The organism is Sphingomonas sp. R-74633, assembly GCF_013416555.1.
In the GTDB taxonomy this organism is placed as follows: Bacteria; Pseudomonadota; Alphaproteobacteria; order Sphingomonadales; family Sphingomonadaceae; genus Sphingomonas.
In genome coordinates, this window is the sequence record NZ_JACCFG010000001.1 from 73,771 (window position 1) to 99,456 (window position 25,686).

21 protein-coding genes are annotated in these 25,686 nt (G+C 66.8%); 8 read left to right on the top strand and 13 right to left on the bottom strand.

Annotated elements, in window-relative coordinates; genetic code table 11:
- Positions 1-125: 125 nt before the first annotated feature.
- Both HZY97_RS00295 and HZY97_RS00300 read left to right on the top strand, forming a co-directional pair.
- Positions 126-1,967, top strand: coding sequence for a bifunctional diguanylate cyclase/phosphodiesterase (locus HZY97_RS00295; protein ID WP_180141543.1), 1,842 nt, complete (start codon positions 126-128; stop codon positions 1,965-1,967).
- Complete coding sequence (locus HZY97_RS00300) at positions 1,967-3,817, top strand: CHASE4 domain-containing protein (protein ID WP_180139172.1); 1,851 nt, start codon at positions 1,967-1,969, stop codon at positions 3,815-3,817. The genes HZY97_RS00295 and HZY97_RS00300 overlap by 1 nt, the downstream gene beginning before the upstream one ends.
- Here HZY97_RS00300 and HZY97_RS00305 read toward each other — a convergent pair.
- From HZY97_RS00305 to cysD, 4 genes are all read right to left on the bottom strand, one after another.
- On the bottom strand, positions 3,814-4,965 hold the full coding sequence (locus tag HZY97_RS00305) for an SET domain-containing protein (RefSeq protein WP_180139175.1): 1,152 nt from the start codon (positions 4,963-4,965) through the stop codon (positions 3,814-3,816). The two genes, HZY97_RS00300 and HZY97_RS00305, sit on opposite strands and share 4 nt — an antisense overlap.
- A gap of 122 nt (positions 4,966-5,087) precedes the next feature.
- The gene (locus HZY97_RS00310; RefSeq protein WP_180139178.1) at positions 5,088-5,807 is read right to left on the bottom strand and encodes a 3'(2'),5'-bisphosphate nucleotidase CysQ; all 720 of its coding nucleotides are present in this window, start codon (positions 5,805-5,807) and stop codon (positions 5,088-5,090) included.
- Entirely contained in the window at positions 5,807-7,720 is a 1,914-nt protein-coding gene (cysN, locus tag HZY97_RS00315) for a sulfate adenylyltransferase subunit CysN (RefSeq protein ID WP_180139181.1), read from the bottom strand. Before cysN ends, HZY97_RS00310 begins: the two co-directional genes overlap by 1 nt.
- Entirely contained in the window at positions 7,720-8,661 is a 942-nt protein-coding gene (gene cysD, locus HZY97_RS00320) for a sulfate adenylyltransferase subunit CysD (protein WP_180139184.1), read from the bottom strand. Before cysD ends, cysN begins: the two co-directional genes overlap by 1 nt.
- 165 nt (positions 8,662-8,826) lie before the next feature.
- Here cysD and HZY97_RS00325 point away from each other — a divergent pair, with 165 nt between their 5' ends.
- The 3 genes from HZY97_RS00325 to rfbB all read left to right on the top strand — a co-directional run bounded on the left by HZY97_RS00325 (position 8,827) and on the right by rfbB (position 11,080).
- Positions 8,827-8,979: a hypothetical protein gene (locus tag HZY97_RS00325; protein WP_180139187.1), complete on the top strand. Its 153-nt coding sequence runs from the start codon at positions 8,827-8,829 to the stop codon at positions 8,977-8,979.
- 134 nt (positions 8,980-9,113) lie between these two features.
- Complete coding sequence (gene rfbA / locus HZY97_RS00330) at positions 9,114-9,998, top strand: glucose-1-phosphate thymidylyltransferase RfbA (protein WP_180139190.1); 885 nt, start codon at positions 9,114-9,116, stop codon at positions 9,996-9,998.
- Positions 9,995-11,080 carry a dTDP-glucose 4,6-dehydratase gene (gene rfbB / locus HZY97_RS00335; RefSeq protein ID WP_180139193.1) on the top strand — a complete coding sequence of 362 codons (1,086 nt, stop codon included), beginning with the start codon at positions 9,995-9,997 and terminating at the stop codon, positions 11,078-11,080. Before rfbA ends, rfbB begins: the two co-directional genes overlap by 4 nt.
- Here rfbB and nagA read toward each other — a convergent pair.
- The 6 genes from nagA to HZY97_RS00365 all read right to left on the bottom strand — a co-directional run bounded on the left by nagA (position 11,077) and on the right by HZY97_RS00365 (position 17,576).
- On the bottom strand, positions 11,077-12,198 hold the full coding sequence (gene nagA / locus HZY97_RS00340) for an N-acetylglucosamine-6-phosphate deacetylase (protein ID WP_373684238.1): 1,122 nt from the start codon (positions 12,196-12,198) through the stop codon (positions 11,077-11,079). The two genes, rfbB and nagA, sit on opposite strands and share 4 nt — an antisense overlap.
- On the bottom strand, positions 12,195-13,076 hold the full coding sequence (locus HZY97_RS00345; RefSeq protein WP_180139196.1) for an N-acetylmuramic acid 6-phosphate etherase: 882 nt from the start codon (positions 13,074-13,076) through the stop codon (positions 12,195-12,197). The genes nagA and HZY97_RS00345 overlap by 4 nt, the downstream gene beginning before the upstream one ends.
- A complete protein-coding gene (locus HZY97_RS00350; protein ID WP_180139199.1) occupies positions 13,066-13,959 on the bottom strand; it encodes a BadF/BadG/BcrA/BcrD ATPase family protein in 894 nt (297 codons plus the stop codon). Before HZY97_RS00350 ends, HZY97_RS00345 begins: the two co-directional genes overlap by 11 nt.
- Before the next feature lie 79 nt (positions 13,960-14,038).
- Complete coding sequence (locus HZY97_RS00355; RefSeq protein ID WP_180139202.1) at positions 14,039-15,412, bottom strand: glutamate--cysteine ligase; 1,374 nt, start codon at positions 15,410-15,412, stop codon at positions 14,039-14,041.
- Positions 15,409-16,233, bottom strand: a complete 825-nt coding sequence (locus HZY97_RS00360) for a carbon-nitrogen hydrolase family protein (RefSeq protein ID WP_180139205.1) — start codon at positions 16,231-16,233, stop codon at positions 15,409-15,411. The genes HZY97_RS00355 and HZY97_RS00360 overlap by 4 nt, the downstream gene beginning before the upstream one ends.
- 26 nt (positions 16,234-16,259) lie before the next feature.
- On the bottom strand, positions 16,260-17,576 hold the full coding sequence (locus tag HZY97_RS00365) for a UDP-glucose/GDP-mannose dehydrogenase family protein (protein WP_180139209.1): 1,317 nt from the start codon (positions 17,574-17,576) through the stop codon (positions 16,260-16,262).
- 645 nt (positions 17,577-18,221) lie between these two features.
- On the opposite strand from HZY97_RS00365, the gene HZY97_RS00370 reads away from it, so the two are divergent.
- From HZY97_RS00370 to HZY97_RS00380, 3 genes are all read left to right on the top strand, one after another.
- Positions 18,222-19,445 carry an EAL domain-containing protein gene (locus tag HZY97_RS00370; protein ID WP_373684302.1) on the top strand — a complete coding sequence of 408 codons (1,224 nt, stop codon included), beginning with the start codon at positions 18,222-18,224 and terminating at the stop codon, positions 19,443-19,445.
- A complete protein-coding gene (locus HZY97_RS00375) occupies positions 19,445-21,910 on the top strand; it encodes an ATP-binding protein (protein ID WP_180139214.1) in 2,466 nt (821 codons plus the stop codon). Before HZY97_RS00370 ends, HZY97_RS00375 begins: the two co-directional genes overlap by 1 nt.
- A gap of 74 nt (positions 21,911-21,984) precedes the next feature.
- Positions 21,985-22,374 (top strand): response regulator, encoded by a 390-nt coding sequence (locus tag HZY97_RS00380; RefSeq protein WP_180139217.1) that lies wholly within the window; start codon positions 21,985-21,987, stop codon positions 22,372-22,374.
- A 24-nt stretch (positions 22,375-22,398) separates the two neighbouring features.
- On the opposite strand, the gene HZY97_RS00385 is transcribed toward HZY97_RS00380, so the two are convergent.
- The 3 genes from HZY97_RS00385 to HZY97_RS00395 all read right to left on the bottom strand — a co-directional run bounded on the left by HZY97_RS00385 (position 22,399) and on the right by HZY97_RS00395 (position 25,406).
- Entirely contained in the window at positions 22,399-23,304 is a 906-nt protein-coding gene (locus tag HZY97_RS00385; protein WP_180139220.1) for an intradiol ring-cleavage dioxygenase, read from the bottom strand.
- Between the two features lie 87 nt (positions 23,305-23,391).
- Complete coding sequence (locus HZY97_RS00390; RefSeq protein ID WP_373684239.1) at positions 23,392-24,663, bottom strand: ATP-binding protein; 1,272 nt, start codon at positions 24,661-24,663, stop codon at positions 23,392-23,394.
- A complete protein-coding gene (locus HZY97_RS00395; RefSeq protein WP_180139223.1) occupies positions 24,660-25,406 on the bottom strand; it encodes a response regulator in 747 nt (248 codons plus the stop codon). Before HZY97_RS00395 ends, HZY97_RS00390 begins: the two co-directional genes overlap by 4 nt.
- Positions 25,407-25,686: the final 280 nt, after the last annotated feature.

Below are 25,686 nucleotides of genomic sequence, written 5' to 3' on the forward strand. Positions count from 1 at the left end.
GGCATTTCCCCTGCGCCGGCGTAACGATTTTACCGCTCCTTAACGCTGTCCGCTTACCCCGTTTGAAGGATTGAGCGAGGGGATACAGGCACGTGCGCATTTTGATCGTGGACGACGAACCGGCGATGCACGAGTCGTACCGCCAGGTGTTCGGGGCGCGAAGCGGCGGAAACGCCATAGCGCTCAACGCGATGGCGGCCGAGCTGTTCGGTGACGATGACGCCGCGCCGGAGCCCGAGCCCGCCAACGACACGCTCGAATTCGATTGCGCGCATTTCAACCAGGGGCTCGACGCGGTCGAGGCGCTCAAAGACTCGATCGAGACCGGCAATCGCTTCGCCGTCGCGTTCATCGACGTGCGCATGCCCCCGGGCATCGACGGCAAGGAAACCGCCCGCCGCATCCGCGCGCTCGATCCCGACATCAACCTGGTGATCGTCACCGGCTATTCCGATTTCTCGCCACTCGACATCAGCCGCGCCGCCGGGCCCGCCGACAAGATCTTCTACATCGCCAAGCCCTTCCAGGCCGAAGAAGTGATGCAGACCGCCACCGCGCTCTCGCATCGCTGGCAGGCGGACGCCAAACTCAAGAGCGCGATCACGCTGCTCGAGGAGCAGAAGCTCGAGCTCGCCGCCAATGAATCCCGCGCCGTCCATATGGCCAACCATGATTCGCTCACCGACGCGCCCAACCGGCTGTCGTTCCTCCACATGCTCGGCAAGGCTGTGAAGGGCGACCAGTGTTTCGCGATGGCGATGATGGACCTCGACCGGTTCAAGATCGTCAACGACACGCTCGGCCATCTCGCCGGCGACGAGCTGATCCGGATGGTCTGCGAGATCCTCCAGACCAATGTCCCCGCCGAAGGCTTTGTCGCCCGCCTGGGCGGCGACGAGTTCGCGATGCTCTATCCGGTCACCGGCGAGGATGAGGCGGAGATGGTCGCCGAGCGGCTGCTCAAGGCCGTCTCGATCAGCTTCAAGGTATTCGGTCATTCGGTCCAGGGCGGCGCCTCGCTTGGCCTGATGGTCGTCGCGCCGGGCACGATCAACGATCCGATCGACGTGATGCGCCGCGCCGACCTTGCGCTCAATGACGCCAAGCATGCCGGCCGCGGCATCGTCCGCCTGTTCGACGAAGTGATGGACGAGTCGATCCGCTTCCGCCGCCAGATCGAAGGCGGGCTTTCCGAAGCCATTGCCAAGGGCGAACTCAAGCTCGTTTTCCAGCCGATCGTCGGCCGCGACCAGCTCGAGATCACCGGCTTCGAGGCGCTGATCCGCTGGTGCAGCCCCGAATATGGCATGGTCTCGCCGGGCATGTTCATCCCGATCGCCGAGGAATCGAACCTGATCCACGAGCTGGGCGACTGGGTGATCGATCGCGCGGTGGAGACGGTGAAAACCTGGCCGGGCCAGTATGTCTCGGTCAATTTCTCGCCGCGCCAGTTCCGCCGCCATAACTTCGTCGCGCACATCATGGAGCGCGTCGCCAGCGCCGGCGTTGAGCCGGGCCGCTTCCAGATCGAAATCACCGAGACGGCGATCTTCGACGATGTCGAGCGTGCGGCCGAGACTTTGTTCAAGCTGCGTCAGATGGGTTTCCGCATCGCGCTCGACGATTTCGGTACCGGCTATTCGAGCCTCTACAATATCCGCCGCTTCGCGCTCGATTGCCTCAAGATCGACCGCAGCTTCGTCGACGGGATGGGCCGCGAGCGCGAGAGCGCCGCGATCGTCCATTCGGTCATCCATCTCGGCCGCGCGCTGGGCATGGAAGTCGTTGCCGAAGGCGTCGAGACCCAGGCCCAGCTCCAGGCGCTGCGCCTGGCCGGGTGCAGCCATATGCAGGGCTATTATCTCGCGCGCCCGATGGACGCCGACGACGCGCTGGTCCTGGCGAACAACCGCTTCATGGGCACCGATGAGCCCGAGGTCGAGCTGAGCAACGGGACGCACGGCTGATGCCATCCGCATGGCGCCTCAAGGCGCCGGCCTCGCTCGGCGCGAAACTGGTACTGATCCTGACCGGCGTCGGCGTGCTTGGCGCCGCCGCACTCGCCCTGCTGCTCGCCACCGTCATCACCCCCAGCTTCCGCCATCTCGAAGACGATGCCGTGGGTGCGCATGTCGCGCGTACCCAGGCCGTGGTGCATGACGTCTCGGCCAAGGTCGAGAACGCGGTGCGGGACTATGGCGACTGGAACTCGTCCTACGATTACATGGCCAACCCGACCAAGGCGTTCGAGGAGGAGAGTTTCTCCGCACTCGCCATGGTCAATCTCGACGTCAACGGCATGGCCTATGTCCGGCCCGATCGCTCGATCGTCATCGCGCGCTGGCTCGACCTCGAGAAGCAGGCCGATGTCCCCGCGATGCGCGCGCGCCTCACCGATGCCATTGCCCGTCTCGATTTCGCCAGGGCGCTGAAGGGCCAGAGCTCGGCCGGCTTCTTCGTTCGCCTCGGCGACACGCTCGCCGCGGTCGGCATCGCCCAGGTCCGCAAGAGCGACGGCAGCGGTACGCCGCGCGGCTATGTGCTGATGGCCCGCGCCGTCACCGCCGCGCAGCTCAGCACCCTGCTCCAATTGAAGGCGAGCCTCGCGCTCGACAACCCGGTGGCCGAAGTCACCCGGACGCCCGGCGCAACGCGCACGCAGATCGCCGTCCCGATCCCGGGCGCAGATGGTCGCCCGGTCGCCACTGCCACCTACAGCGTCCCGCGCGACCTCTCGACGCTCGGCACCCGGATGCTGATCCTCGCCGTGGTCGGGTCGTCGGTATTGTTGGCGATCGTGCTGCTGGCGCTTCGCCGGATGATCACGCGTCTCGTCCTGCGCCCGCTCAAGCGCGTCGAGAGCCATATGGGCGTCGTCCGTGCCTCGGGCGCGCTCGGGCTGCTCACCGACAAGCAGCGCGACGACGAGATCGGCAGTCTCGTCACAAGCTTCAATTCGATGCTCAAGCAGCTCAAGGACCTGCGCGAGCAGCTCGAGGTGCAGAGCTTCACGCTCGGCCGCAGCGAAAGCGCCGTGGCGGTGATGCACAATGTCCGCAATGCGCTGAACCCGATCAGCACGATCCTGAGCCAGGGTCTCGGCACCGGCGCGCCGATGGACCGCGCACTGCTCGATCGCGCGCTTTCGGAGCTGGCGAACGAAGACGTGCCCGCGGTACGCCGCCAGAAGCTCGTCGCCTTCCTCGCCGCCGCGATCGAAAGCGTGGAGCAGGAGCGGGCCGATCGTCGCGAGCAGATCGCGGTGGGCCGCGAGGCGCTGCACCATGTGCTCGAGATCATCGGCCAGCAGCAGGAAGCCGCGCATGAGCGCCCGCCGCTCGACGCCTGCGACATCACTGATATCGTCGCCCAGAACGCGACGATCGCGCGCTATTCGGGCGAGAACTCGATTGCCTTCAGCTTCCCCTCGGCCTCGCATCTGGTGATGGCCAACCGCGTGATCCTCAGCCAGGTCGTCGGCAACCTTTTCGCCAACGCCGCCGAGGCGATCGCGGCGACCGGGCGCAAGAGTGGCTCGATCGCCGTGACGATCCACAACAAGGGCGACAGCACCGAAATCCATATTCGCGATGACGGCGAGGGCTTCGACCCGTCAACCGCGCCCACATTGTTCCAGCGCGGTTTCTCCACCCGTGCGCACAAATCGGGCGGACTTGGGCTGCACTGGTGCGCGAACTCGATGCTGGCGATGGAAGGCCGGCTCGACCTGGTCAGCGACGGCAAGGGGACGGGCGCCAAGGCGATCCTCACCATGGGAACGGCACAGCTCGCCCAGTCGAGCGAGATCGCGGCCTAGCGCCGCCCCACAACCTTTCGCGGCCCGGCGACCTCGTCCTTCCGCCGCAGATAGGGCGCCACCAGGTTGCGCGCGCGGAACCACTCCTGCCGATCGGGGTCGAGGCTGTCGAAATTGCCGATCACCCGGCGGCACCCTTCCGAGCGGCACTGGCAGATCATGTGCCAGTTCGATTCCCTGAGCGTCGTCGAATAATCCCAGGCGATCTCCTCGCCCGGTTCGATCGCGCGCACCGCGACGAGGAACACGCCGTCATCGGTGAAGCGCAGCCCGGCATTGGGGTCGCAGCTATGGTTGACCAGATCGTCGATCCGGCCGGACGGGCCCATATAATGGTCGGGCGTCACCTGGACGAAACGGTCGCCGCGGCCGCGCATCAGGCTGGGGATCTGGTCGGCGCGGAAGCGGCGGCCGGTGAATTCGATCAGCACATCGCCCTCGGCAAAGCCGCTCGCGGCGAACACGGCCTTGCCCAGATGGTTGTCACCCACCTTGAAGAGGTTGTTCGAAGGCCGGTAGCGGTCGAGCCACACCAGCCCGCCACGGCGCGTGCCGAAGCTACGCAGGGGGTTGATCGTCGCGAGGCCGATCAGGAACCATACGCTGGCATGGCAGAGGAACTCGACCACGACATAGCCGAGCTCGGCCACCCCCAGCTCCGCGCCGCGCACCGCAACCAGCAGGGTGGCGAGGTCGCCAAAGGTCCACAGGCCCCAGGCCGGCGAGCGCTCGCGGCTGCGATCGGTCCACACGCTCGCCCAGGTCGGCCAGAAGCTGACGGGCACGGCGATGACGACGAGCATGTGCGCCCAGAATGCCTCACGGAAGACGAGCCACAGCATCAGTGCGGTCAGGCTGGCGGCGATGCAGAAGGTTTCGGTGGGCGAAGGGGCTGCCCAGGACGAGCGCCGCCAGATGCCGAGCGTGACGATGATGCAGGCGACCGAGGAGACTGCGAACACCCAGCCCTGCGGCGCGCCGGGGTTCACCGCGGCATAGGTCAGTGCCTCGAGCGTGGTCGCCGCGCTCCAGATCAGCCACGACGCTCGGTTCGGCTCCACCAGCTCACGACGCAACCCGATCAGGTACGTCGCATAGCCCGCAAAGCTGAATCCGATCGCTAGCCAGAACCAGATTTCGGCAGTCAAAAACGCCCCTCCCAAACGGAGCGTTTACCATATTCGGGATTCGCCGTCTACGCGCGACTCGCCTTGAATCCGCGAGTCGCCGGGAATCGGGAAGAGTCACTTAGCGGTGGAATCTCAGAGATTCAGGCACCGCAATCCTTCACCGCTTCGAGCACGATCGGCGCCCATTCCTTGCGACAGATCAGCAGGTCCGGGATGCTCGTGCTCGGCTGGTTGTAGACGATCGGCGAGCCGTCGATGCGCGAGGCGTGCAGCCCGGCAGCGAGCGCCACTGCGACCGGCGCGCAATTGTCCCACTGATGCTGGCCGCCCGAATGGAGGTAGATCTCGGCCTGGCCGCGCACCACTGCCATCGCCTTGGCGCCGGCCGAGCCCATGCCGATATGCACCGCACCGATCCGCTCGCCGACATTGGCGCAGAGCTGGCTCGGCCGGGTGCGGCTGACCAGCATCCGGGGGGGCAGTTCGCCTTCGGGCAGTGCGGGCGGACAATCGCTCGAAAGCGTGCAGCCAAGCCGGGGCAGGGCGACCGCACCCACCGCCGCCTGGCCGTCGATCGCGAGCGCGACGTGCACCGCCCAGTCCTCGCGCCGCTCGGCGAACTCGCGTGTGCCGTCGAGCGGGTCGACGATCCACACCCGCTTCGCCGCCAGCCGCGCCGGGTCGTCGGCCGATTCCTCGGACAGCACCGCATCGTCGGGCCGGGCGAGCGCCAGCGCGGCGAGGATCAGCGCATTGGCCTCGCGATCGCCGCGATCACCGCCGGCGCACTCCTCCTGGATGCGGAGCAGCAGCGTGCCCGCTTCCGCCGCGATCTCCCGGGCCAGTTCGGCGTCGGTCATCAGATCACCGGGCTCCAGCCGCCCATGATCGTCTCGACGATCCGTTCGGCAGCTTCCTCGGGCGTTTCCTTGGCGGTGTTGACGCGGATCTCTGGGCTCTCCGGCGCCTCATAGGGGCTGGAGATGCCGGTGAAGTTGGCGATCTCGCCGGCGCGCGCCTTTTTGTAGAGCCCCTTCACGTCGCGACTCTCGGCCATTTCCAGCGGCGTATCGATGAAGATCTCGAAGAACTCGCCCTCGGGCAGCATCCGGCGCACCAGCTCGCGTTCCGCGCGGAAGGGCGAGATGAAGGCGGTGAGCACGATCAGCCCGGCATCGGTCATCAGCTTGGCGACTTCGCCCACGCGGCGGATATTCTCGATCCGGTCGGCATCGGTGAAGCCCAGATCCTTGTTGAGCCCGTGGCGGACATTGTCGCCGTCGAGCAGGAAGCTGTGCTTGCCCATCGCGTGCAGTTTCTTCTCGACCAGATTGGCGATGGTCGACTTGCCCGAGCCCGAAAGGCCGGTGAACCACAGCAGGCGCGGAGCCTGGTGTTTCTGGCGGGCATGCGCCTCGCGGTTGATCTCCACCGCCTGCCAATGGACGTTCTGCGCCCGGCGCAGCGAGAAGTTGAGCATGCCGGCGGCGACAGTGGCGTTGGTCGCCTTGTCGATCAGGATGAAGCCGCCCAGGTCTTTGCTGTCCGCGTACGGCTCGAAGACCACGCCGCGATCGGTATAGACTTCGGCCACGCCGATATCGTTGAGCCCCAGCGTCTTCACGCTCAGCTCGGCCATGGTGTTGACGCACACTGCATGGCGCGGCGGCTGGACGGTCGCGCTGACGGTCTGGGTACCGAGCTTGAGCCAATAGGCGCGGCCCGGCAACATCTCGGCCTGGTCCATCCACACGATCGTCGCCTGGAACTGGTCGGCGACCTGCGGCGGCGCATCGGCGGCGGCGATCACGTCGCCGCGCGAGCAATCGACTTCATCGGTGAGCGTGATCGTCACGCTCTCGCCGGCGACGGCTTCCTCGCGATCGCCGCCGAACGCGACGATCCGCGCCACGCTGGTGGTCTGGCCCGAGGGCAGGATCCGCACCTTGTCGCCGGGCTTCACGCTGCCCGCCGCGATCATCCCGGCAAAGCCGCGGAAATCGAGGTTGGGGCGGTTCACCCATTGCACCGGCAGGCGGAAGGGGCGGGTGGCATCGGCATCCGCGTCGAGCTCCACGCTCTCCAGATGCTGGAGCAGCGACAGTCCGGTATACCAGACCGTGTTGGGGCTGGTCCCGGTGATGTTGTCGCCCTTGAACCCTGAGATCGGGATCGGCGTGAATTCGGTGATCCCGATGCTCTCGGCGAAGGCGCGATAGTCCTCGACGATCGCGTCATAGGCGGCCTGATCATAGCCGATCAGGTCCATCTTGTTCACCGCCAGCACGATGTGGCGGATGCCGAGCAGGTGGCAGAGATACGAATGTCGCCGCGTCTGGGTGAGCACGCCCTTACGCGCGTCGATAAGGATCACGGCGAGATCGGCGGTCGAGGCACCGGTCACCATGTTGCGGGTATATTGCTCGTGCCCCGGCGTATCCGCGACGATGAACTTGCGCTTCTCGGTCGCGAAGAAGCGATAGGCGACGTCGATCGTGATGCCCTGCTCGCGCTCGGCGGCGAGGCCGTCGACGAGAAGGGCGAAGTCGATCTCGCCGCCCTGCGTGCCGACGCGCTTGCTGTCGGCTTCAAGCGACGCGAGCTGGTCCTCGAAGATCATCTTCGAATCATAGAGCAGCCGCCCGATCAGCGTGGACTTGCCGTCGTCGACGCTGCCGCAGGTGATGAAGCGCAGCAGCGACTTGTTCTGGTGAAGCTGGAGATAGGCGGAGATGTCGGACGCGATCAGCGCGTCGGGGCGATAGGAGGTCATCAGAAATAACCCTCCTGCTTCTTCTTCTCCATCGACGCGGCCTGGTCGTGATCGATCGCGCGGCCCTGACGCTCGCTGGTCGTCGTCAGCAGCATCTCCTGGATCACCGCCTCCAGCGTATCCGCTTCGCTCTCCACCGCGCCGGTCAGCGGGTAACAGCCGAGCGTGCGGAAGCGCACCGAGCGCTCGACCGGCACTTCGCCGTCCTTCAGCCGGAAGCGATCGTCATCGACCATCAGCAGCAGCCCGTCACGCTCCACGGTCGGGCGGGGAGCCGCGAAGTACAAGGGCACGATCTCGATCCCCTCGGCGAGGATGTACTGCCAGATATCGAGCTCGGTCCAGTTGGAGATCGGGAAGACGCGCATGCTCTCCCCCTTCTGCTTCCGGGCATTGTAGAGATGCCAAAGCTCGGGGCGCTGGTTCTTGGGATCCCAGCGATGCGAAGCGGTGCGGAAGCTGAACACGCGCTCCTTGGCCCGGCTCTTCTCCTCGTCGCGCCGCGCGCCGCCGAACGCCGCGTCGAAGCCGAACTTGTCGAGCGCCTGCTTGAGCCCTTCGGTCTTCCACATGTCGGTATGGCGGCCGCCATGGTCGAACGGGTTGATTCCCTGCGCTTCCGCCTCGGGGTTCTTGTGGACGAGCAGCTCCATCCCGGCATCGCGCGCGGCCTTGTCGCGCAGGTCGTACATCGCGCGAAACTTCCAGGTCGTGTCGACATGGAGCAGCGGGAAGGGCGGGGGCGCCGGGTAAAAGGCCTTGCGCGCCAGATGCAGCATCACCGCGCTGTCCTTGCCGATCGAATAGAGCATCACCGGGCTTTCGGCCTCGGCGACGACTTCGCGCAGGATGTGAATACTCTCGGCTTCCAGCCGCTGGAGATGCGTCAGGCGTGCGGGCGTGAGCCCGGCGGTCGCGCCTTCTGCCTGTGTCTCCGTCATGTTCCGGGAATGCAGCATGGCGGGCGATTTAGGAAGCCCGCCGGGGTCGCGCGATCTAGTTTATGTTTAGCGGTGGATACCGCCGCAAACGGGGCGGGCCGACTACCAAATGGCTGATAATGCGCGTATCAGGACCGCCAACGCAGAAATGAGTCGGAGAGACCGATGCGAGAAGAGGGACTGGAGACTGCGGGCGAGTCCGTCGCGCCGCGGGCCTTTGCATTTGATGGCTGGTCTATGGTGCCGCTCGATGCGCCGCGCCGCGAGCCCGCCGTTGTCGATGCCGATATTGCCGAGAGCGACGTACTGCCCGCCTGATATCTTCCACGGTTAGCAGTTCTTGAACCAATTCCGGTGCACAATTCGCCGTGCGCCGCGCTCCTGTCGCGCCCCGGCGCCGGGGAGGAAAATTGGTCGTTTCGTCCGCATCTGCCGCGCCTTCGGGCCGGCCCGTGAAGGGGATCATCCTCGCGGGCGGCGCCGGTACGCGCCTTTACCCAGCCACGCTGTCGATCTCGAAGCAGTTGCTGCCGGTGTTCGACAAGCCGATGATCTATTATCCGCTGTCGGTGCTGATGCTCGCCGGCATCCGCGACATCCTGATCATCTCGAGCCCGCGCGACCTGCCGATGTTCAAGCTGTTGCTGGGCGACGGTTCGGCCTTTGGTATCAACTTCGAATATGCCGAGCAGCCCGCGCCCGAGGGCCTGGCGCAGGCCTTCACGATCGGCGAGGCGTTTCTCGACGGCGGCCCCGCCGCGCTGATCCTCGGTGACAACATCTTCCATGGCGACGGTCTCGCCACCAAGGGTCGCGCTGCCGCCGAAGCCGCCATGCAGGGCCAGTCGACGGTCTTCGCCTATCAGGTCGACGATCCCGAGCGCTACGGCGTCGCCACTTTCGATTCCGAGACCGGCAAGGCGACCAGCGTGGTCGAGAAGCCCGAGGAGCCCAAGTCGAACTGGGCGGTGACCGGCCTCTATTTCTTCGACAGCCAGGTCGTCGATATCGCCCGCACGCTCAAGCCCAGCCCGCGCGGCGAGCTGGAGATCACCGATGTGATCTCGGCCTATCTGGAGCAGGGCAATCTCAACGTGAACCGGCTCGGCCGCGGCTATGCCTGGCTCGATACCGGCACGCATGACAGCCTGCACGACGCGGCCAGCTTCGTCCGCACGATCGAGAACCGTCAGGGCATCAAGATCGCCTGCCCGGAAGAGATCGCGTTCGACCTCGGCTATCTCTCCGCGGAAACCGTGCTCGCGCGCGCCGATACGATGGGCAAGACCGACTATGCCCGTTATCTGCGCCGCTGCGTGGACGCCGCCGCGGCATGAGCTTCCTTGAACCGGTAGGGGCGCCCGCGCCGAAGATCCGCCGCATCCTGGTAACCGGTGGTGCCGGGTTCATCGGCTCGGCGGTGTGCCGCCTGCTGGTGGCGAAGCGCTACCGCGTCGTCTGCGTCGACAAGCTCACCTATGCCGGCAACATGGCGTCGCTCGCCAGTGTCATGGCCAGGCCCAATTTCCGTTTCGTCGGCGCCGATATCGGCGATGCCGCAGCGATGTTCCGCCTGATGCGCGACGAGCGGATCGAAGGGGTGATGCACCTGGCTGCCGAGACGCATGTCGATCGCTCGATCGACAGCCCGGCGGCATTTGTCGAGACCAATGTGCTCGGCACGGTCCGCTTGCTCGACGCGGCGCTGGAGCATTGGCGCAGCCTGTCCGACGCGAAGCGCGCGGCCTTCCGCTTCCACCACATCTCCACCGACGAAGTGTTCGGCGATCTGCCGTTCGACAGCGGCGTGTTCAGCGAAACCACGCCCTATGCGCCGTCCTCGCCCTATTCGGCGAGCAAGGCCGCGTCGGACCATTTCGTCCGCGCCTGGCACGAGACCTATGACCTGCCGGTGGTTCTCTCGAACTGCTCGAACAATTACGGGCCGCATCACTTCCCCGAGAAGCTGATCCCGCTCGTCATCCTCAATGCGCTCGAAGGCAAGGATCTGCCGATCTACGGCAAGGGCGCGAACATCCGCGACTGGCTCCATGTCGAGGATCATGCCGAGGCGCTGGAACGCGTGCTCACCCGGGGCCGGAGCGGCGAGACCTATCTGATCGGCGGCCGCCAGGAGCGGACCAACCTCCAGGTCGTCGAGGCGATCTGCGACCTGCTCGATACTCGCGTAGGCGGCCGCAAGCACCGCGACCTCATCCGCTTCGTCCAGGACCGGCCGGGGCATGATCGCCGCTATGCGATCGATCCGTCGAAGATCGAGCAGGAGCTGGGCTGGCAGCCGAGCGAGACCTTTGAGACGGGGCTTGCGAAGACCGTCGACTGGTATCTTGCAAACCGCGACTGGTGGGAGCCGATCCGCACCGGTGCCTATCAGGGCGAGCGGCTGGGGGTTCTCTAGACCCCGCCGATCCAGCTGCGCGTCACTTCCAGCGCGTCGTTCACCAGCACCAGGTCCGCCCGGTAGCCCGGCGCGATCCGGCCGAGCTGCCCGCTCAGGCCAAGGAATGCCGCCGGGGTGGCCGAGGCCATGTGCGCCGCCGCGTCGAGCCCCACTCGGCCCTGTTCCATCATGCCCTTCACGGCGCCCGCCATGGTCAGCGTTGAGCCGGCCAGCGTGTTGTCGGCGCCGAGCAGCCGGTCGCCTTCACGGTGGATCTCGCGGCCATGGATCAGGAATATGCTCTCGTCGCTGCCGACGCTCGGCATCGCATCGGTCACCAGCATCAGCCGCTCGGGGCCCTTGGCCCGCAGCGCCACCCGCAGCGTCGCCGGGTGGAGGTGATAGCCATCGGCGATGATCCCGGCGAAGACTTCGGGGTCCTCCAGCGCCGCGCCGACCATGCCCGGGGCGCGGTTGGTGAGCGGGGACATCGCGTTGAAGATATGGGTGAAGCCGCTTAGCCCGTTGTCGATCGCGTCGCGCACTGTCTCATAGGGCGCATCCGAATGGCCGGCCGAGACGATCACGCCCGCCGCGACCAGCCGGGCCACCTGCTCGGGCGTCGCCGCCTCGGGCGCCAGCGTAACCAGCGTCTTGCCGCGCGTGGAGGACTCGAGCAGCGCCAGGAACTGGTCCTGCAGCGGCTGGATCTTGCTTTCGCTATGGATGCCGCGCCGCACCGGATTGAGGAACGGCCCCTCGATATGGATGCCGAGCACGCCGGGCACGCGCGCCTCGATCGCGGCATCGACCGCGCGGATGCCGGCCTCGACTACGGACAGGTCGTCGCTGATCAGTGTCGGCAGCAGGCCTGTGGTGCCATAGCGGCGATGCGTCTCGGCGATCACCCGGATCGTCTCGACGCTGGGATCGTCGTTGAACAACAGCCCGCTGCCGCCATTCACTTGTACGTCGATGAACCCGGGGAGCAGCGTGGCGCCGCCCAGGTCGATCACATCGACGCCCGCAGGGGCCTCGCTCAGGATCGCGGCGATCCGGTCGCCTTCCACCACAACGCACCCATCGTCGCGCCAGCCCTCGGCCAGCAGCATGTGTGCGTTGCGGAATGCCTTCACGCCAGCGTGTCCAAAGCCGCGCCCAGGCTGCCCTGCGCCGCCGTCAGCCGTGCCCTAGCGTCGTCCGGGTTCAGCCCGCGGGCGACCAGCACGGCCGTCTTGATGTCGCGCCCGCCGGCGTCGAGCGCCGCCTCGGCGGGGCCAGCTTCGACCTCCGCCAGCGTGCCGACCATGCGGATCGCGCGCTGGCGCAGCTTTGCGTTCGAGACCTGCATGTTCACCATAAGCCCGTGATGAACGAGCCCAAGGCGCAACATGATCCCGGTGGAGATCAGATTGAGCGTCACCTTCTGCGCAGTGCCCGCCTTCATCCGGGTCGAGCCTGCCACGACTTCGCTGCCGGTATCGGCCAGGATCGCATGTTCTCCGGCGCGCAGCACGGGCGTGTCGGGGTTGTTGGCCACGCCGATGGTCAGAGCGCCCGCCCCGCGTGCGGCCTCGAGCGCGGCGATCACATAGGGCGTGCGCCCGCTGGCGGCGATACCGATCAGCACATCGTCGGGGCCGATCTCTTCGGCGACAATGGCTTGCTCGGCCGCCTCGCGGCTGTCCTCGGCGCCTTCCTGCGTCCGGGTCAGCGCGGCGGGGCCGCCGGCGATCAGGAAGACCAGCCGTTCGAACGGCCAGTTGAAGGTGGGAGTGAGCTCCACGCCGTCCTGCACGCCGATCCGGCCAGAGGTACCGGCGCCGGCATAGGCGATGCGTCCGCCGCGCCGCAGGCGTTCGGCGGCGGCGTTGATAGCTGCGGCCATCGGCGCGGTCTGGCTCTTGAGCGCCGCGATTGCGGCAAGCTGCGCCTCGAGCATCGCCTCCACCGCAGTCTCGGTGGGCCAGCGGTCGATCTCGCGGTAGCGGGGGTCAGTGGTCTCAGTGGACATCGGATTTCCGGGTCGGCAGGGCGGTAGCAGGCAGGCCGGCGAGCAGCAGCGCGCCGTCGAGCGGATCGGAGATCGCATCGGTCAGCCGCGCCACGGTGCGCGCGCGCAGCCAGGGCTTTATCCGCAGCGCCAGGCCGCCGGCGAGCGCGCAGCGAACGGCGCCGCGCGCGAAGATCGTCTCGATGAAGCGCTCGATATGCTGGGCCGCATCCTCGACGATCGAGCGGGCGATCGCGTCGTTGTTCTCGGCATAGTCCATCACCAGCGGGGCGAAGGCGGCATAATCCTTGGGCGTCGCCGCATCCATCCAGGCAACCGCGCGGGCGGTATCATGTCCGAAGCCGGCCGTGACGGCGTGGCTGAGCGGCGTCACTTCGCTGCGACCGTCGAGCGCGCGCAGCGCGTGGCGCATCGCGCTCAGGCCCAAAGCCGCGCCGCTGCCCTCGTCGGAGATCGGGAAGCCATAGCCGCCGATCGCGAAGCTGGTGGTGCCCACGCGGACCTCGGCGATGCTGCCGGTGCCGATGATCAGCGTCGCGCCCTCGGCACCGCCATGCGCGCCGAGGTTGGCAATCGCGGCATCGGTGACGAAGGCGATCTCGGTGAAGGGGAAGGGGAGCGCCGCAAGCTGCTCGCGCATCCCGGTGCGGGTGATCCCGGCGATGCCCATGCCGGCGCGGATCGTCGCGACCTGGGCTTCGTCGAGCCCCGCTTCGGAGATCGCCTGCTGCGCGACGTCGCTCAGCACGGCGTGGAGCCGCTCGATGCCGATCCGCGTATTGGCCGGGCCGCTCTCGCCGGTGCCCAGGATCGCGCCGTCCGCATCCGTCAACCGGCTGCGGCAATGGCTGCCACCCGCATCTATGCCGAGGAAATAAACCATGTCCGTTCCCTACAGCAGGCGGTCGGGCCTGTGCCATGCCCAGCGGCGCCCGGCCCATAAGTGCCGGGCATGGGCGATATCAGAAGCGCGCTTCTTCGTAGACGCGGGTGATGTCGCCGCCCCAGTCGCCATTGTAGCGGTCGAGCAGCACCTGCGCGGGCACCTTGCCGGTGCGCACCACTTCGCGCAGCGGGTCGAGGAAGCCGCTCTCATTGTCGCCCGAGGCGTTGAACCGCGCCCGCGCATTGAGGCCCGCCGTCGCGATGTCGAGAACCTCGCCGGCGATGTCCTTGAGCTTGCCGCCACCCGGCAGCGGCGCGTCGAGCGCCAGCTTGGGCACCGCGCTACGCAGTTCCTCGCGGCCTTCCATCGACCAGCCCTTGACCAGGTCCCATGCCGCGTCGAGCGCACCCTGATCATAGAGCAGGCCGACCCAGAAGGCGGGTAGCGCGCAGATCCGGCCCCAGCGCCCGCCATCGGCGCCGCGCATCTCGAGGAAGGTCTTGAGCCGTACTTCGGGGAAGGCCGTGGAGAGATGGTCCGCCCAGTCGTCGATCGTTGGCTTCTGGCCCGGATAGGCGGGCAACTCACCCTTCAGGAAGTCGCGGAAGCTCTGCCCGGCGGCGTCGATATATTTCCCGTCGCGGTAGACGAAGTACATCGGCACATCGAGCGCATACTCGGCATAGCGCTCATAGCCGAAGCCGTCCTCGAACACGAAAGGCAGCATGCCGGTCCGCGCCGGATCGGTGTCCGACCAGATATGCGAGCGATAGCTGAGGAAGCCATTGGGCTTGCCCTCGGTGAAGGGCGAGTTGGCGAACAGCGCCGTCGCCAGCGGCTGCAGCGCCAGCCCGACGCGGAACTTCTGCACCATGTCCACCTCGGTGGCGTAATCGAGGTTCACCTGGATCGTGCAGGTGCGCAGCATCATGTCGAGGCCGAGATTGCCGACCCGCGGCATGTGGCGGAGCATGATGCCATAGCGGCCCTTGGGCATGATCGGCAGCTCGGCACGTGTCTTGTCGGGCCACATGCCGAGGCCGAGGAAGTTGATCCCCAGCTTGTCGCCGACCTGCTTGACCTGCTCCAGATGGCGCCCGGTCTCGTTGCAGGTCTCGTGGAGATTCTCGAGCGGCGCGCCCGAAAGCTCGAGCTGGCCGGCGGGCTCCAGGCTCACCGTGCCGTCCGGCCCCGAAAGTGCGATCACATTGTCGCCCTCAAGCACCGGCTTCCAGCCATAGCTGGTCAGCCCGTCGAGCAAGGCGCGGATGCCAGCCTGCTCGTCATAGCTTGGCGCGTGATGATCCTGGGTCGAGAATACGAACTTCTCGTGCTCGGTGCCGATCCGCCACTGTTCGCCCGGCTTCTCGCCCCCGGCGAAATAGTCGATCAGCTGCTGGCGATCCTCGATCGGAGCCGACACCTTGGTATTTTCGGTCTTGGTGCTCATGCAAAGGTCTCGACGGGAGGGATGGGCCGGCGGTGGCGCAGTACCGGAACGCGCGAACGGACGTCTTCGACGCGGGCAGGGTCGATCTCGGCCGAGCCAAGCCCGGCTTCTTCGCCCATGTCGAGCAGAATTTCGCCCCAGGGATCGATCACCAGCGAATGGCCATAGGTGGCGCGGCCATCCTCGTGCACGCCGGTCTGCGCCGCCGCGATGACGAAGGCGGCGGCTTCCACCGCACGCGCGCGCAGCAGCAGGTGCCAATGCGCCTGGCCCGTGGGCCGGGTGAAGGCGGCGGGGACGGAAAGGGCGGTGGCGCCCGCATCGCTCAGCGCGCGGAACAGGTCCGGAAAGCGCATGTCATAGCAGATGGCGAGGCCGAGCCTGCCGATCGGCGTGTCGACCACGATCGCGCGCTCGCCGGGACAATAGGTGTTGGATTCGCGCCAGCTCTCGCCGGTGGGCAGGTCGACATCGAACAGGTGGAGCTTGTCGTAGCTCGCCCGGATTTCGCCGGTGCCGTCGATCACGAAGCCGCGATTGAGGAACTTGCCGCTCTCGCCGAGCACCGCCAGCGAGCCGAGGTGCACCCAGACGCCATGTTTCGCAGCTGCCTCGCGCGTCGCGGCGAGAACGCGGTCGTCCGCCTCCGCCACCACATTGCTGCGCGCGCGCTCGCGATTGCCGTCGAGCAGGCCTGACATTTCCGGCGTGAATAGCATCGCGCTGCCTTCCGCCGCCGCGCGCGCCACGCCCTCGGCGATCACGCGTGCATTGGCGGACGGATCGATCCCGCTCGTCATCTGCAGCAGGCTGGCCTTCATTGCTTTCCTCCCCGGAAGAGCGTGGCTCAGGCGCGCTTCGGCTTGCCGACGCCGACCAGCGTCAGGCCGGCACGTGCGGCATCGGCGGGCGGATAGATATTGCGCAGGTCGACGAGCAGCGGCGTCTTGAGCAGCGACTTGATCCGGCTCAGGTCGAGCGCGCGGAAGGCGTCCCACTCGGTCACGATCACCAGCGCATCGGCGCCGTCCGCCGCGGCATAGGCGCTCTCGCTGAATTCGACATTGGGCAGCAGCGGCCGCGCCTGTTCGAAGCCTTCGGGATCATAGGCCTTCACCGTGGCGCCGGCATCCTCCAGCGCCGCGACGATCGAAAGGCTCGGCGCGTCGCGCATATCGTCGGTGTTGGGCTTGAAGGTGAGGCCGAGCAGGCCGACGGTCTTGCCGCGGATGTCGCCGCCCATTGCCTTGATGACCTTGCGGCCCATCGCGCGCTTGCGGGCGTCGTTCACCTGCACGGTGGCCTCGACGATCCGGAGAGGGGTTTCGTTGTCGCCTGCGGTCTTGAGCAGCGCCAGCGTGTCCTTGGGGAAGCACGAGCCGCCATAGCCGGGGCCTGCATGGAGGAACTTGCCGCCGATGCGGTTGTCCATGCCGATGCCGCGCGCGACTTCCTGCACGTCGGCGCCCACTTCCTCGCACAGGTCGGCGATCTCGTTGATGAAGGTGATCTTCACCGCCAGGAACGCGTTCGCGGCATATTTGATCAGCTCGCTGGTGCGGCGGCCGGTGAACAGGATCGGCGCGCTCTGGTTGAGCGACAGCGGGCGATAGATGGCACGCATCACATCGCGCGCTTCTTCGTCATCGGTGCCGACTACCACGCGGTCGGGGCGCTTGAAGTCCTCGATCGCCGCGCCTTCGCGCAGGAATTCGGGGTTGGAAACGACCTTCGCGGCGGCGCCGGACGCCACTTCGCGCAGGATCCGCTCGACTTCGTCGCCCGTGCCCACCGGTACGGTCGACTTGGTGACGATCACGGCCGGCCCAGTCAGGTTCTCGGCGATCTCGCGGGCGGCAGCGAAGACATAGCTCAGATCGGCATGGCCATCGCCGCGCCGGCTGGGCGTGCCGACGGCGATGAACACCGCGTCGGCATCCTTCACGCCTTCGGCCAGATCGGTGGTGAAGGACAGGCGCCCCGCCTTCACGTTCGACGCGACCAGTGCGTCGAGGCCCGGCTCGTAGATCGGCATCACGCCCTGGTGGAGCAGCTCGATCTTGCGCGCGTCCTTGTCGACGCACACCACTTCATGGCCGAAGTCCGAGAAACAGGCGCCGGAAACCAGGCCGACATAGCCCGTGCCGATCATCGCGATGCGCAACGTGGATCCCCTTGGGAAGAAAGTCTGAAGCGCAGATAGCGACGCCAGCGCCCGGGGCAAGGGCGCGATCGTGGCTCTCTCCGTACGCCAGGCAATAAAAAAGGCGGCTCGAGGCCGCCTTTCTGTTTGTCGTCCGGGCCGGTCAGCACGACCTCAATTGAGATCGCTCCACCGCCGGCCCGGATGAACGTTCGTTAGAACGGACGGATGTCGTTGCCGCCGCCGTCACGGAACAGAAGGGTGAAAAACGCAGACATTTCTAATCTCCCATCGGTGCGCACGGATGCGCGATTCGGATGGTTAAAGATCACTTAACAATGAATCAATCAGGATTTCTGCGGAATTGGCGCGATCGAAATCACTTTGGCGGCTTGATTTAACGGTTCCTTCAAGGGTCACCGCTTAGGCAAAAGGGGCATGTCGGCACGCAAAGAGCCTTTGGGGAACCCGACCAGCGCTGCATTCAGCGCGGTCGCGAAATCCGCGGAACACGCGGAAATCGCGAGGGAATTCGTGCTGTCCCATGAAGTGCGGGAAAGCCGGAGCGATAGTGGTGGGCGCGTCGAGCGCCGGGCCAGGCCGCGCCGGGGCGAATTGCACCGGGCAAGTAACGATCGTCACGTCGAAGGGCGCTACTGGCACGTTTTGGGACTGTGCGAGATTGCGAATTTTGCGTCGCTGCGCCGCCATCTCGGCCGTGCGCGCGCCGATTCGCTGGTTCTGGACGTCGCCCGGCGAATCACCACGCTGGTCCCAGACGCCCGAATCGCTGCCGCCGGCCGCGCAATCATCGAGATCGCCTTCGAGCGGGAATCGCCCGAAGCCGCCGCCGATGAGATCGACCGGATCCGCAAGGGTTTCCTGCGCACGCTCGACCTTGATGGCGAGCCGCACCAGCTCCAGATGCATTTCGGTGTTGCTGCAGCGCCTTCGGTCGAGGATGACGAGGTTCTCCTCGCCGAGGCCGCCGAATCCGCGCTCGATCAGGCGCGCGCCGATGGCCGGGTGGTGATGCTCGATCTCACCCGCGCCGATCTCGCCTTCGACAAGCTCACCCTGATGCGCGAACTGCCGCGGGCGATCGCCGGGGGCGAGATGTTCCTGCAATACCAGCCCAAGGTGCATGTCCGCCGCCAGGAGATCGCCAGCGCCGAAGCGCTGGTCCGCTGGCAGCATCCTACCCGCGGGCTGATCCTGCCGGGCGATTTTATCGCGGTTGCCGAGCAGTCGGGCGAAATCTCTGCGCTCACGCTGTGGACGCTGCGCCAGGTGATCGAGGACCAGAAGAAGCTGCGCGCCGACGGGTTCGACCTGCTGCTCTTCGTGAACATCTCGGGCCAGCTGCTGGCCGATCCCGGTTTCGTCAACGAAGTCTGCGAGATGCTGGCGAATACCGATGCCAAGCTGGGCTTCGAAATCACCGAGACCGCGGTCATCCGCGATCCCGAAAGCGCGATCCGCCACCTGCAATGGTTTGCCGACAGCGGCGTGACGCTGGCGATCGACGATTATGGCGCGGGACTCTCCTCGCTCGCCTATCTCAAGAAGCTGCCAGCCAAAGAGCTGAAGATCGACAAGATGTTCGTCATGCAGCTCACCAGCAGCAACCGCGATCCGCTGATCGTGCGCTCGACGATCGACCTCGCCCATGCGCTCGAGATGGAAGTCACCGCCGAGGGCGTCGAGACGCCGTCCGCGCTGGCGCTGCTCAGCGTGATGGGCTGCGACATGGTCCAGGGCTTCCTGATCTCGCGCCCGCTCGGGCTCGACGCCTTCCGCAAGTTCATGATCGACGACGGCCATCTCGACAATGCGGGCGGGTCGCCGACCTCGTTCGTTCGCCCCGAGAGTTTCTGGAAGCGCGCCTGATGCGCGCCGCCTTGCGCCATTTCCTCGCGCTTCTGGCGTTGTTTGCCGTGGTCCCGGCGCTCGCCCAGACATCGCCCGGTGCCGCGCCTGCCTTTACGCCGGCCATCACCGCCGAGATCCAGGCGGCGAAGGACAGCATGATGAGCGATCAAGCGGAGGCGCTGCGCCACGCCGCGACGATCGATCTGCTTGCCCGCAAGTTGCCCGATTCCCGGCAGCGCGCGCTCGCCCAGGCCACTGCGCGCTGGCTGTCGGCGGAGGCGCATCTGCGCAACGACGAACCGGCCAAGGCCGAGCCGTTGATCGCCGACGGGCTTGGCTTGATCAACGCGATCCAGGAGCCGATCAAGTTGCGTGGCGACCTGCTGATGTCGCAGGGAGCGCTGTTCATGGCACTCGACCAGGCGGTGCGCGCGCTCGACAGCTACCAGAACGCATTCCGCATCTTTGGCGAGGTCAAGGAAGCGCGCAGCCAGGCCGTCGCGCTGCAGAACATCGCATCGCTCTACAGCTCGGCAAATGACAATGGCCGTGCCGAGCAATATTTCCGCCAGGCCGCCGATCTCTATGACGGCGATCCGGTGCTCTCGCTCTCGCTGCACAATAATCGCGGCAACGTGCTGTTCGCGATGGACCGCAACGTCGAGGCGGCGCGCGAATATGAAGAGGCGCTGCGCATCGCGCGCGAGATCGGCAAGCCGGTGCTCGAGGCGCGCATTCTCAGCAACTATGCGCGCAGCCAGGTCGCGCTGAAGCATTTCGACCTCGCCAGTGAGCTGATCTCGCGCGGCTTCGAACTGGTGAAGGGGGCGGACGCCGATCTGTTGCGCCGGCACTTGCTGGCGACCGCCGCCGTGCTCGCCTCCGAACGGGGTGACAATGGTGCGGCGGTGCGGCTGATCCGCCAGACCTTTGCCGGCATGGATCTCGCCAAGACTACCGTCGAGTTCCGCAGCGACCATCTCTACGCCTATGAGATATTCGATCGCGCGGGCGCCAATCATGATGCGCTCGAACACCTCAAGGCCGCGAAGCGGCTCGGTGACGAGGCATCGAAGGTCGCCACCACCACCGGCGCCGCACTGATGGCGGCGAAGTTCAACTGGGCCGATCAGCAGACCAGGATCGAGCGCCTGAAAGCCGACGAGGCCGAGCGCACCGCTCGCTACCAGCTCAGCCTGTTCCTGCTGATCGGTGCGGCGACGGTGATCGTGATGGGCGCGCTCGGCTGGGGGCTCGTCACGATCCGCAAGAGCCGCAACCGCGTGCGCGCCGCCAACGTCGTGCTCGGCGAGACCAACAGCGCGCTGGAAAAGGCGCTCAAGGCCAAGACCGAGTTCCTGGCGACGACCAGCCACGAGATCCGCACGCCACTGAACGGCATCCTGGGGATGACCCAGGTCATGCTTTCGGATTCCAGGCTCGAGCCGCAGATCCGCGAGCGGATCGGCATCGTCCACGGCGCCGGCATCACGATGCGCACGCTGGTCGACGACATTCTCGACGTCGCCAAGATGGAGACGGGCAATCTCGCCGTCGAGGCGGCGCCGATGGACCTCACGGCGATGCTGCGCGAAGTCACGCGCCTCTGGGAGGAGCAGGCCCGCGCCAAGGGGCTGACCTTCAAGCTCGAACTGAGCCACGCGCCGCACTGGATCGTCAGCGATACCGCGCGGCTGCGCCAGGTGGTGTTCAACCTGCTCTCCAACGCGATCAAGTTCACCGAAAAGGGCGGCGTCACGCTGCGCGCAGTGGGTGAGGGGGAGGGCGATGCCCGTCGCCTCAAGCTCAGCATCGAGGATACTGGCATCGGCATCCCGCGCGCGAAGTTCGAGGAGATCTTCGAGAGCTTCCGCCAGGTCGATACCAGCACCACCCGGCGCTTCGGCGGCACCGGGCTCGGCCTCGCCATCTGCCGCAACCTCGCCCGCGCGCTGGGTGGCGACATCCAGGTGGAGAGCCAGGACGGCCAGGGCTCGCGCTTCATCCTCGATCTGCCGCTGGTCCCTGCCGAGGCGCCCGAGGCCGCCACGACCAGCGAGTGCGCCGGCGGGCTCGATCTGGTCGTGCTCGACAGGAACCCGATCGCCCGCTCGATGCTGCGCACGCTGTTCGAGCCACGCGTCGCCCGTCTCCGCTTCGCCGCAAACGTCGCTGAGGCGCTGGCGATGCTCGAGGCAGGCGGTGTCAGCCATCTCCTTGCCGATGAGGGGACTCTCAAGATTGAGTCCGAAGGGGCCGCATCCGCCCTTCGCGCGCTCCGCGCGGCGAGCGAGACCACGTCGCATTTCGTGCTCTGGCTCAAGCCCGATGTAGAGACCGTTGATGAGCTGGTTGCGGCAAGTGGCGGGCGGATAATCGAAAAACCCGTTACCGGCGCAGACCTGATCAATGCTATCATTCCGCCTGCGGAAGAAAATTCAAAAGCGGGTGGTCGCGACCCGCTTGTATCTCGAGCGGCTTAGGGCGATAGCACACCGGACATGAAAAAAACGGTCGCGCGCACTTCCTGGAAACCGGTCGCCATGGGCGGGCGGGCATGAACATCCTCTTCATCGAGGACGATCCGATGAACCGTCGGGTCGTGAAGGACATGCTCGACGTTGCGGGGGCGACGATGGCCGAGGCCAGCTGGGCCGAGGAAGGCCTGGCGATGCTCGAGGCCGAGAGCTTCGACGTGGTGCTGGTCGACCTGCGCATGCCGGGCATGGACGGGTTCGAGACGATCCAGCGCATCCGCGCGCGGGGCGACGCCAAGGGCGAGATACCGATCATCGTCGTCACCGCCGATACCGCGGTGGACCTGCGCGAACGCTGCATGGCGGTGGGCGCCGACGATGTGCTGTTCAAGCCGGTGGCGATGGACGCGCTGTTCGATTCGATCGGCCGCGTCCTGGCGATCCGCGGCGGCGGGGGCATGATCCTCTAGGATCACGCCCGCCGCGCCGGCACCCTATCGCGCGATGCCGATCACTGCCGTGGCCGTATAGCCCGCAGTCACGCTGCCGCTCATCACCGGCGTCTGCTGGGCGATCTGCGCGCTGCTATTGTCACCGAACACATTGTCGCTGTTCAGGCTGATGCTCGCGAAGTTGCGCACGCTCGTCGTATAGCCGCTCGCCCCATTATAGACCGTGCTGCACGCCGCGCTCGGCATCGCAAGCTGCGAGACCAGCGTCGCGTAGCGCCCGCCCGTCGCGTTCGCCACGCTCGAGAAGATCTCGAAATGGATGTGCGGCCAGCGCCCCGAATAGCAGCCTGGGAAGATCGTGGTGAAGGTCACCTGGCCGTTGCTGTCGGTCACCCCCACGCCGCGCAGATAGCTCTCTGCCGGCAGGTCGTAGAGCGAGTATTTCCCGTCGCGGTCGCAGTGCCAGATATAGATCGCATAGCCCGCCAGCGGCGCGCACGCCGCGTTCACGTCGACCAGGGTGAGCGTCAGCACCACCTGCACCCCCGCCGCCGTCGCAGTCGAGCTGCCGAGGAAGCTCGAACGGATATCGCTGCGCACCACATTCGCGGCGGTCAGCACATTGGAGGTGATCCCGCTCGACGTGTTGGTACCGTCGGCCGGGTAGGGGCCGTTGGTCTCGGTCGGATCGACCACGCAGGTACCGCTCGTGGCGGTCGCAGTCGGTGTCGGGGTGGCGGTGGCCGAAGGGGTGGGCGTCGGCGTCGCGCTGCCGGTGGAACCGGTGCTCGCGGTGGTGCCGCTGCCCGATCCCCCGTCGCAGGCGGCGAGCAGTGCCGCGCCGCTTGCGCTTGCGAACCAGCCGAGCGCCCGGCGGCGGCTGGCGAGCTGCTCCATGGCCTTCAGGTCATGGGCGAGGCCCAGATCATGGTCGTCGAAATGTTGCATCGTGCCTCCTTGGTAGAAGGCTCCAGTCACATCCCGGACATACGATGCGATTTCGCGGGGTAGCGAAATGTTGCAGCGGATTGCAGCTCAGGCGGGGAGCCGCACCCGCACGCGCCCGCCGCCCTCGCGATTCTCCAGCGTCACTTCGCCGCCATGCGCCTCGGTGATCGAGCGGACGATCGCCAGGCCGAGCCCGGTGCCGCCGGTCTCGCGGTTGCGCGATGCCTCGCCGCGCACGAACGGCGCGAACAGTGCATCGGCGCGGGCCAGGTCGAAGCCGGGCCCGTCATCCTCGACCACCACGTCCACCTTGCCCCCGGCCACGCTCCAGCTGAGGTCGGCGCGCTCGCCATAGCGCACCGCATTCTCGATAAGATTGGCGAACAGCCGCCGCAGCTTCGCCGGATCGCCGCGCACCACCGCGCGCGGGCCCGGCTCGGCGGCCACCGGCGTGCCTGCCGCGGCCAGATCGTCGACCAGGCTCTCGACCAGGCTGCCCAGATCGAGCTTCTCATGCGGGGCCGCGCTGCGTTCGTCGCGGGTGAAGCGCAGCGCCGCCTTCAGCATCGCGCGCATCTCTTCGATATCGGCCTCGGCGCGGACGCGTGCCGCATCGGGGAGCTGCTCGACCCAGAAGGCGATCCGCGAGAGCGGCGTGCCCAGGTCATGCGCGATCGCGCCCAGCATCGCGCCGCGATTCTCGGCCTCGAGCAGGATGCGCTCCTGCATCGAATCTAGCGCGCGGGCGAGGTCGTGCACTTCGCGCGGGCCCTTGTGGGGGATCGGCTGGCGCGCACCGAGCCGCATTCGCGTGGCGGCGCCCGCCAGTTCGCGGATCGGCCTCGAGATGCGGCGCGCAACGCCCCAGGCAAGCAACGACAGCACCAGCAGCGTGCCGAGCATCCCCAGCAGCCGCGCGAGGTGCCAGGGCGTGAAGGCCGGGCGGAACGCGCTGGAGGCAACGACCCAGCCATCGCCGTCCGCCAGCGCCACGGTGAAGCTGCCGTGCATGTCCTGATCGGGGTCACGCGCCGGGAATTCATAGAGCCCGTGCACGCGCTCGACCGGCACGCCCGCCAGCCGTGCGATCGCGGCGTCGCGCTCGGGGGAGGGGCGCTCGTCGGCACGGCCGAACTTGTCCTCGGTGGTGCGGGTCACGCTCATCCGGGCCTGCGCCGTGGGCGCCACGGTGCCGGTGCGCAGCGCCTCCGCCACACGGATGAGCGGCAGCGGCCCCGGCCCGGGGGGCGGGCCGTTGAACATGATCGTGAATTGCGTCGTCGTCGCGATCAGCGCCGCGACGATCACCAGCAATACGATGGGAACGGTGATCGAGCGGCGCGTCCAGGACTGGATCACTTGGTCGTCACCTCGGTGACGAACATATAGCCTTCGTTGCGGATCGTGCGGATCAGCTCTTCCGAGCCCGGGCGGGCCAGCTTCTTGCGCAGGCGGCTCATCTGCACGTCGATCGCCCGGTCGAAATGCTCGGCATTGGGGCCGCGCGAGAGATCGAGCAGCATGTCGCGGGTCAGCACGCGCCGCGGCCGCTCGACCAGCGCGAGCAACAGGCGGAATTCGCCGTCGGACAGGTTGATGATCACATCGTCCGGATCCCAGAGCTGGCGCGCCACGGGGTCGAGCCGCCAGCCGGCGAAGCGCAGGAAGGCGCGGGTCGGGATCGCGGCGGGCGCGGCGCGGTCGCCCTGGCTGCGGCGCAGCACCGAGCGGATGCGCGCCAGCAACTCGCGTGGATTGGCGGGCTTGGGCACATAATCGTCCGCGCCCATCTCCAGCCCGACGATGCGGTCGATGTCCTCGCCAATCACCGAATGGAGGATCACCGCCGGGCCGGTCTCGCGGTCCATCGAGCGCAGGATCGACAGGCCATCCTCGCCCGGCATCATCACGTCGAGGATGATCAATGCATAATCGTGGCGCGCGGCGAGGGTGCGCATCTCGATCGCGCCCGATGCGGTGTCGACGACATAGCCGTGCTGCGACAAGAAGGCCGCGGTGAGTTCGCGGATTCCGGGATCGTCATCGACGATCAGCAGGCGGGTCTCGATATCCAAGGCGGGTGCTAAAGCTGCTTGTGGCATCCCATAGAGATAGAGGCCGAGCCTAACGCCGGTATTGCACGGCTGCAACGCACGGAAACATTAGACGGAGCGGCGAAGGAAAACCCGTAACGGTTTGTCGCGACGGTCCGCACTTTCTTTCCCGCCAACGCTTCTTTCCCCGGCGAAGGCCGGGGCCCAGTCCTTGAAAGTCACGCGCCCTTGGCGCGTCTTCGCCGCGCACGGCTTAGTCTGGGCCCCGGCCTTCGCCGGGGAAAGGGGCGATATGCCCAGCCGTCACCCCGGCCTTGTGCCGGGGTCC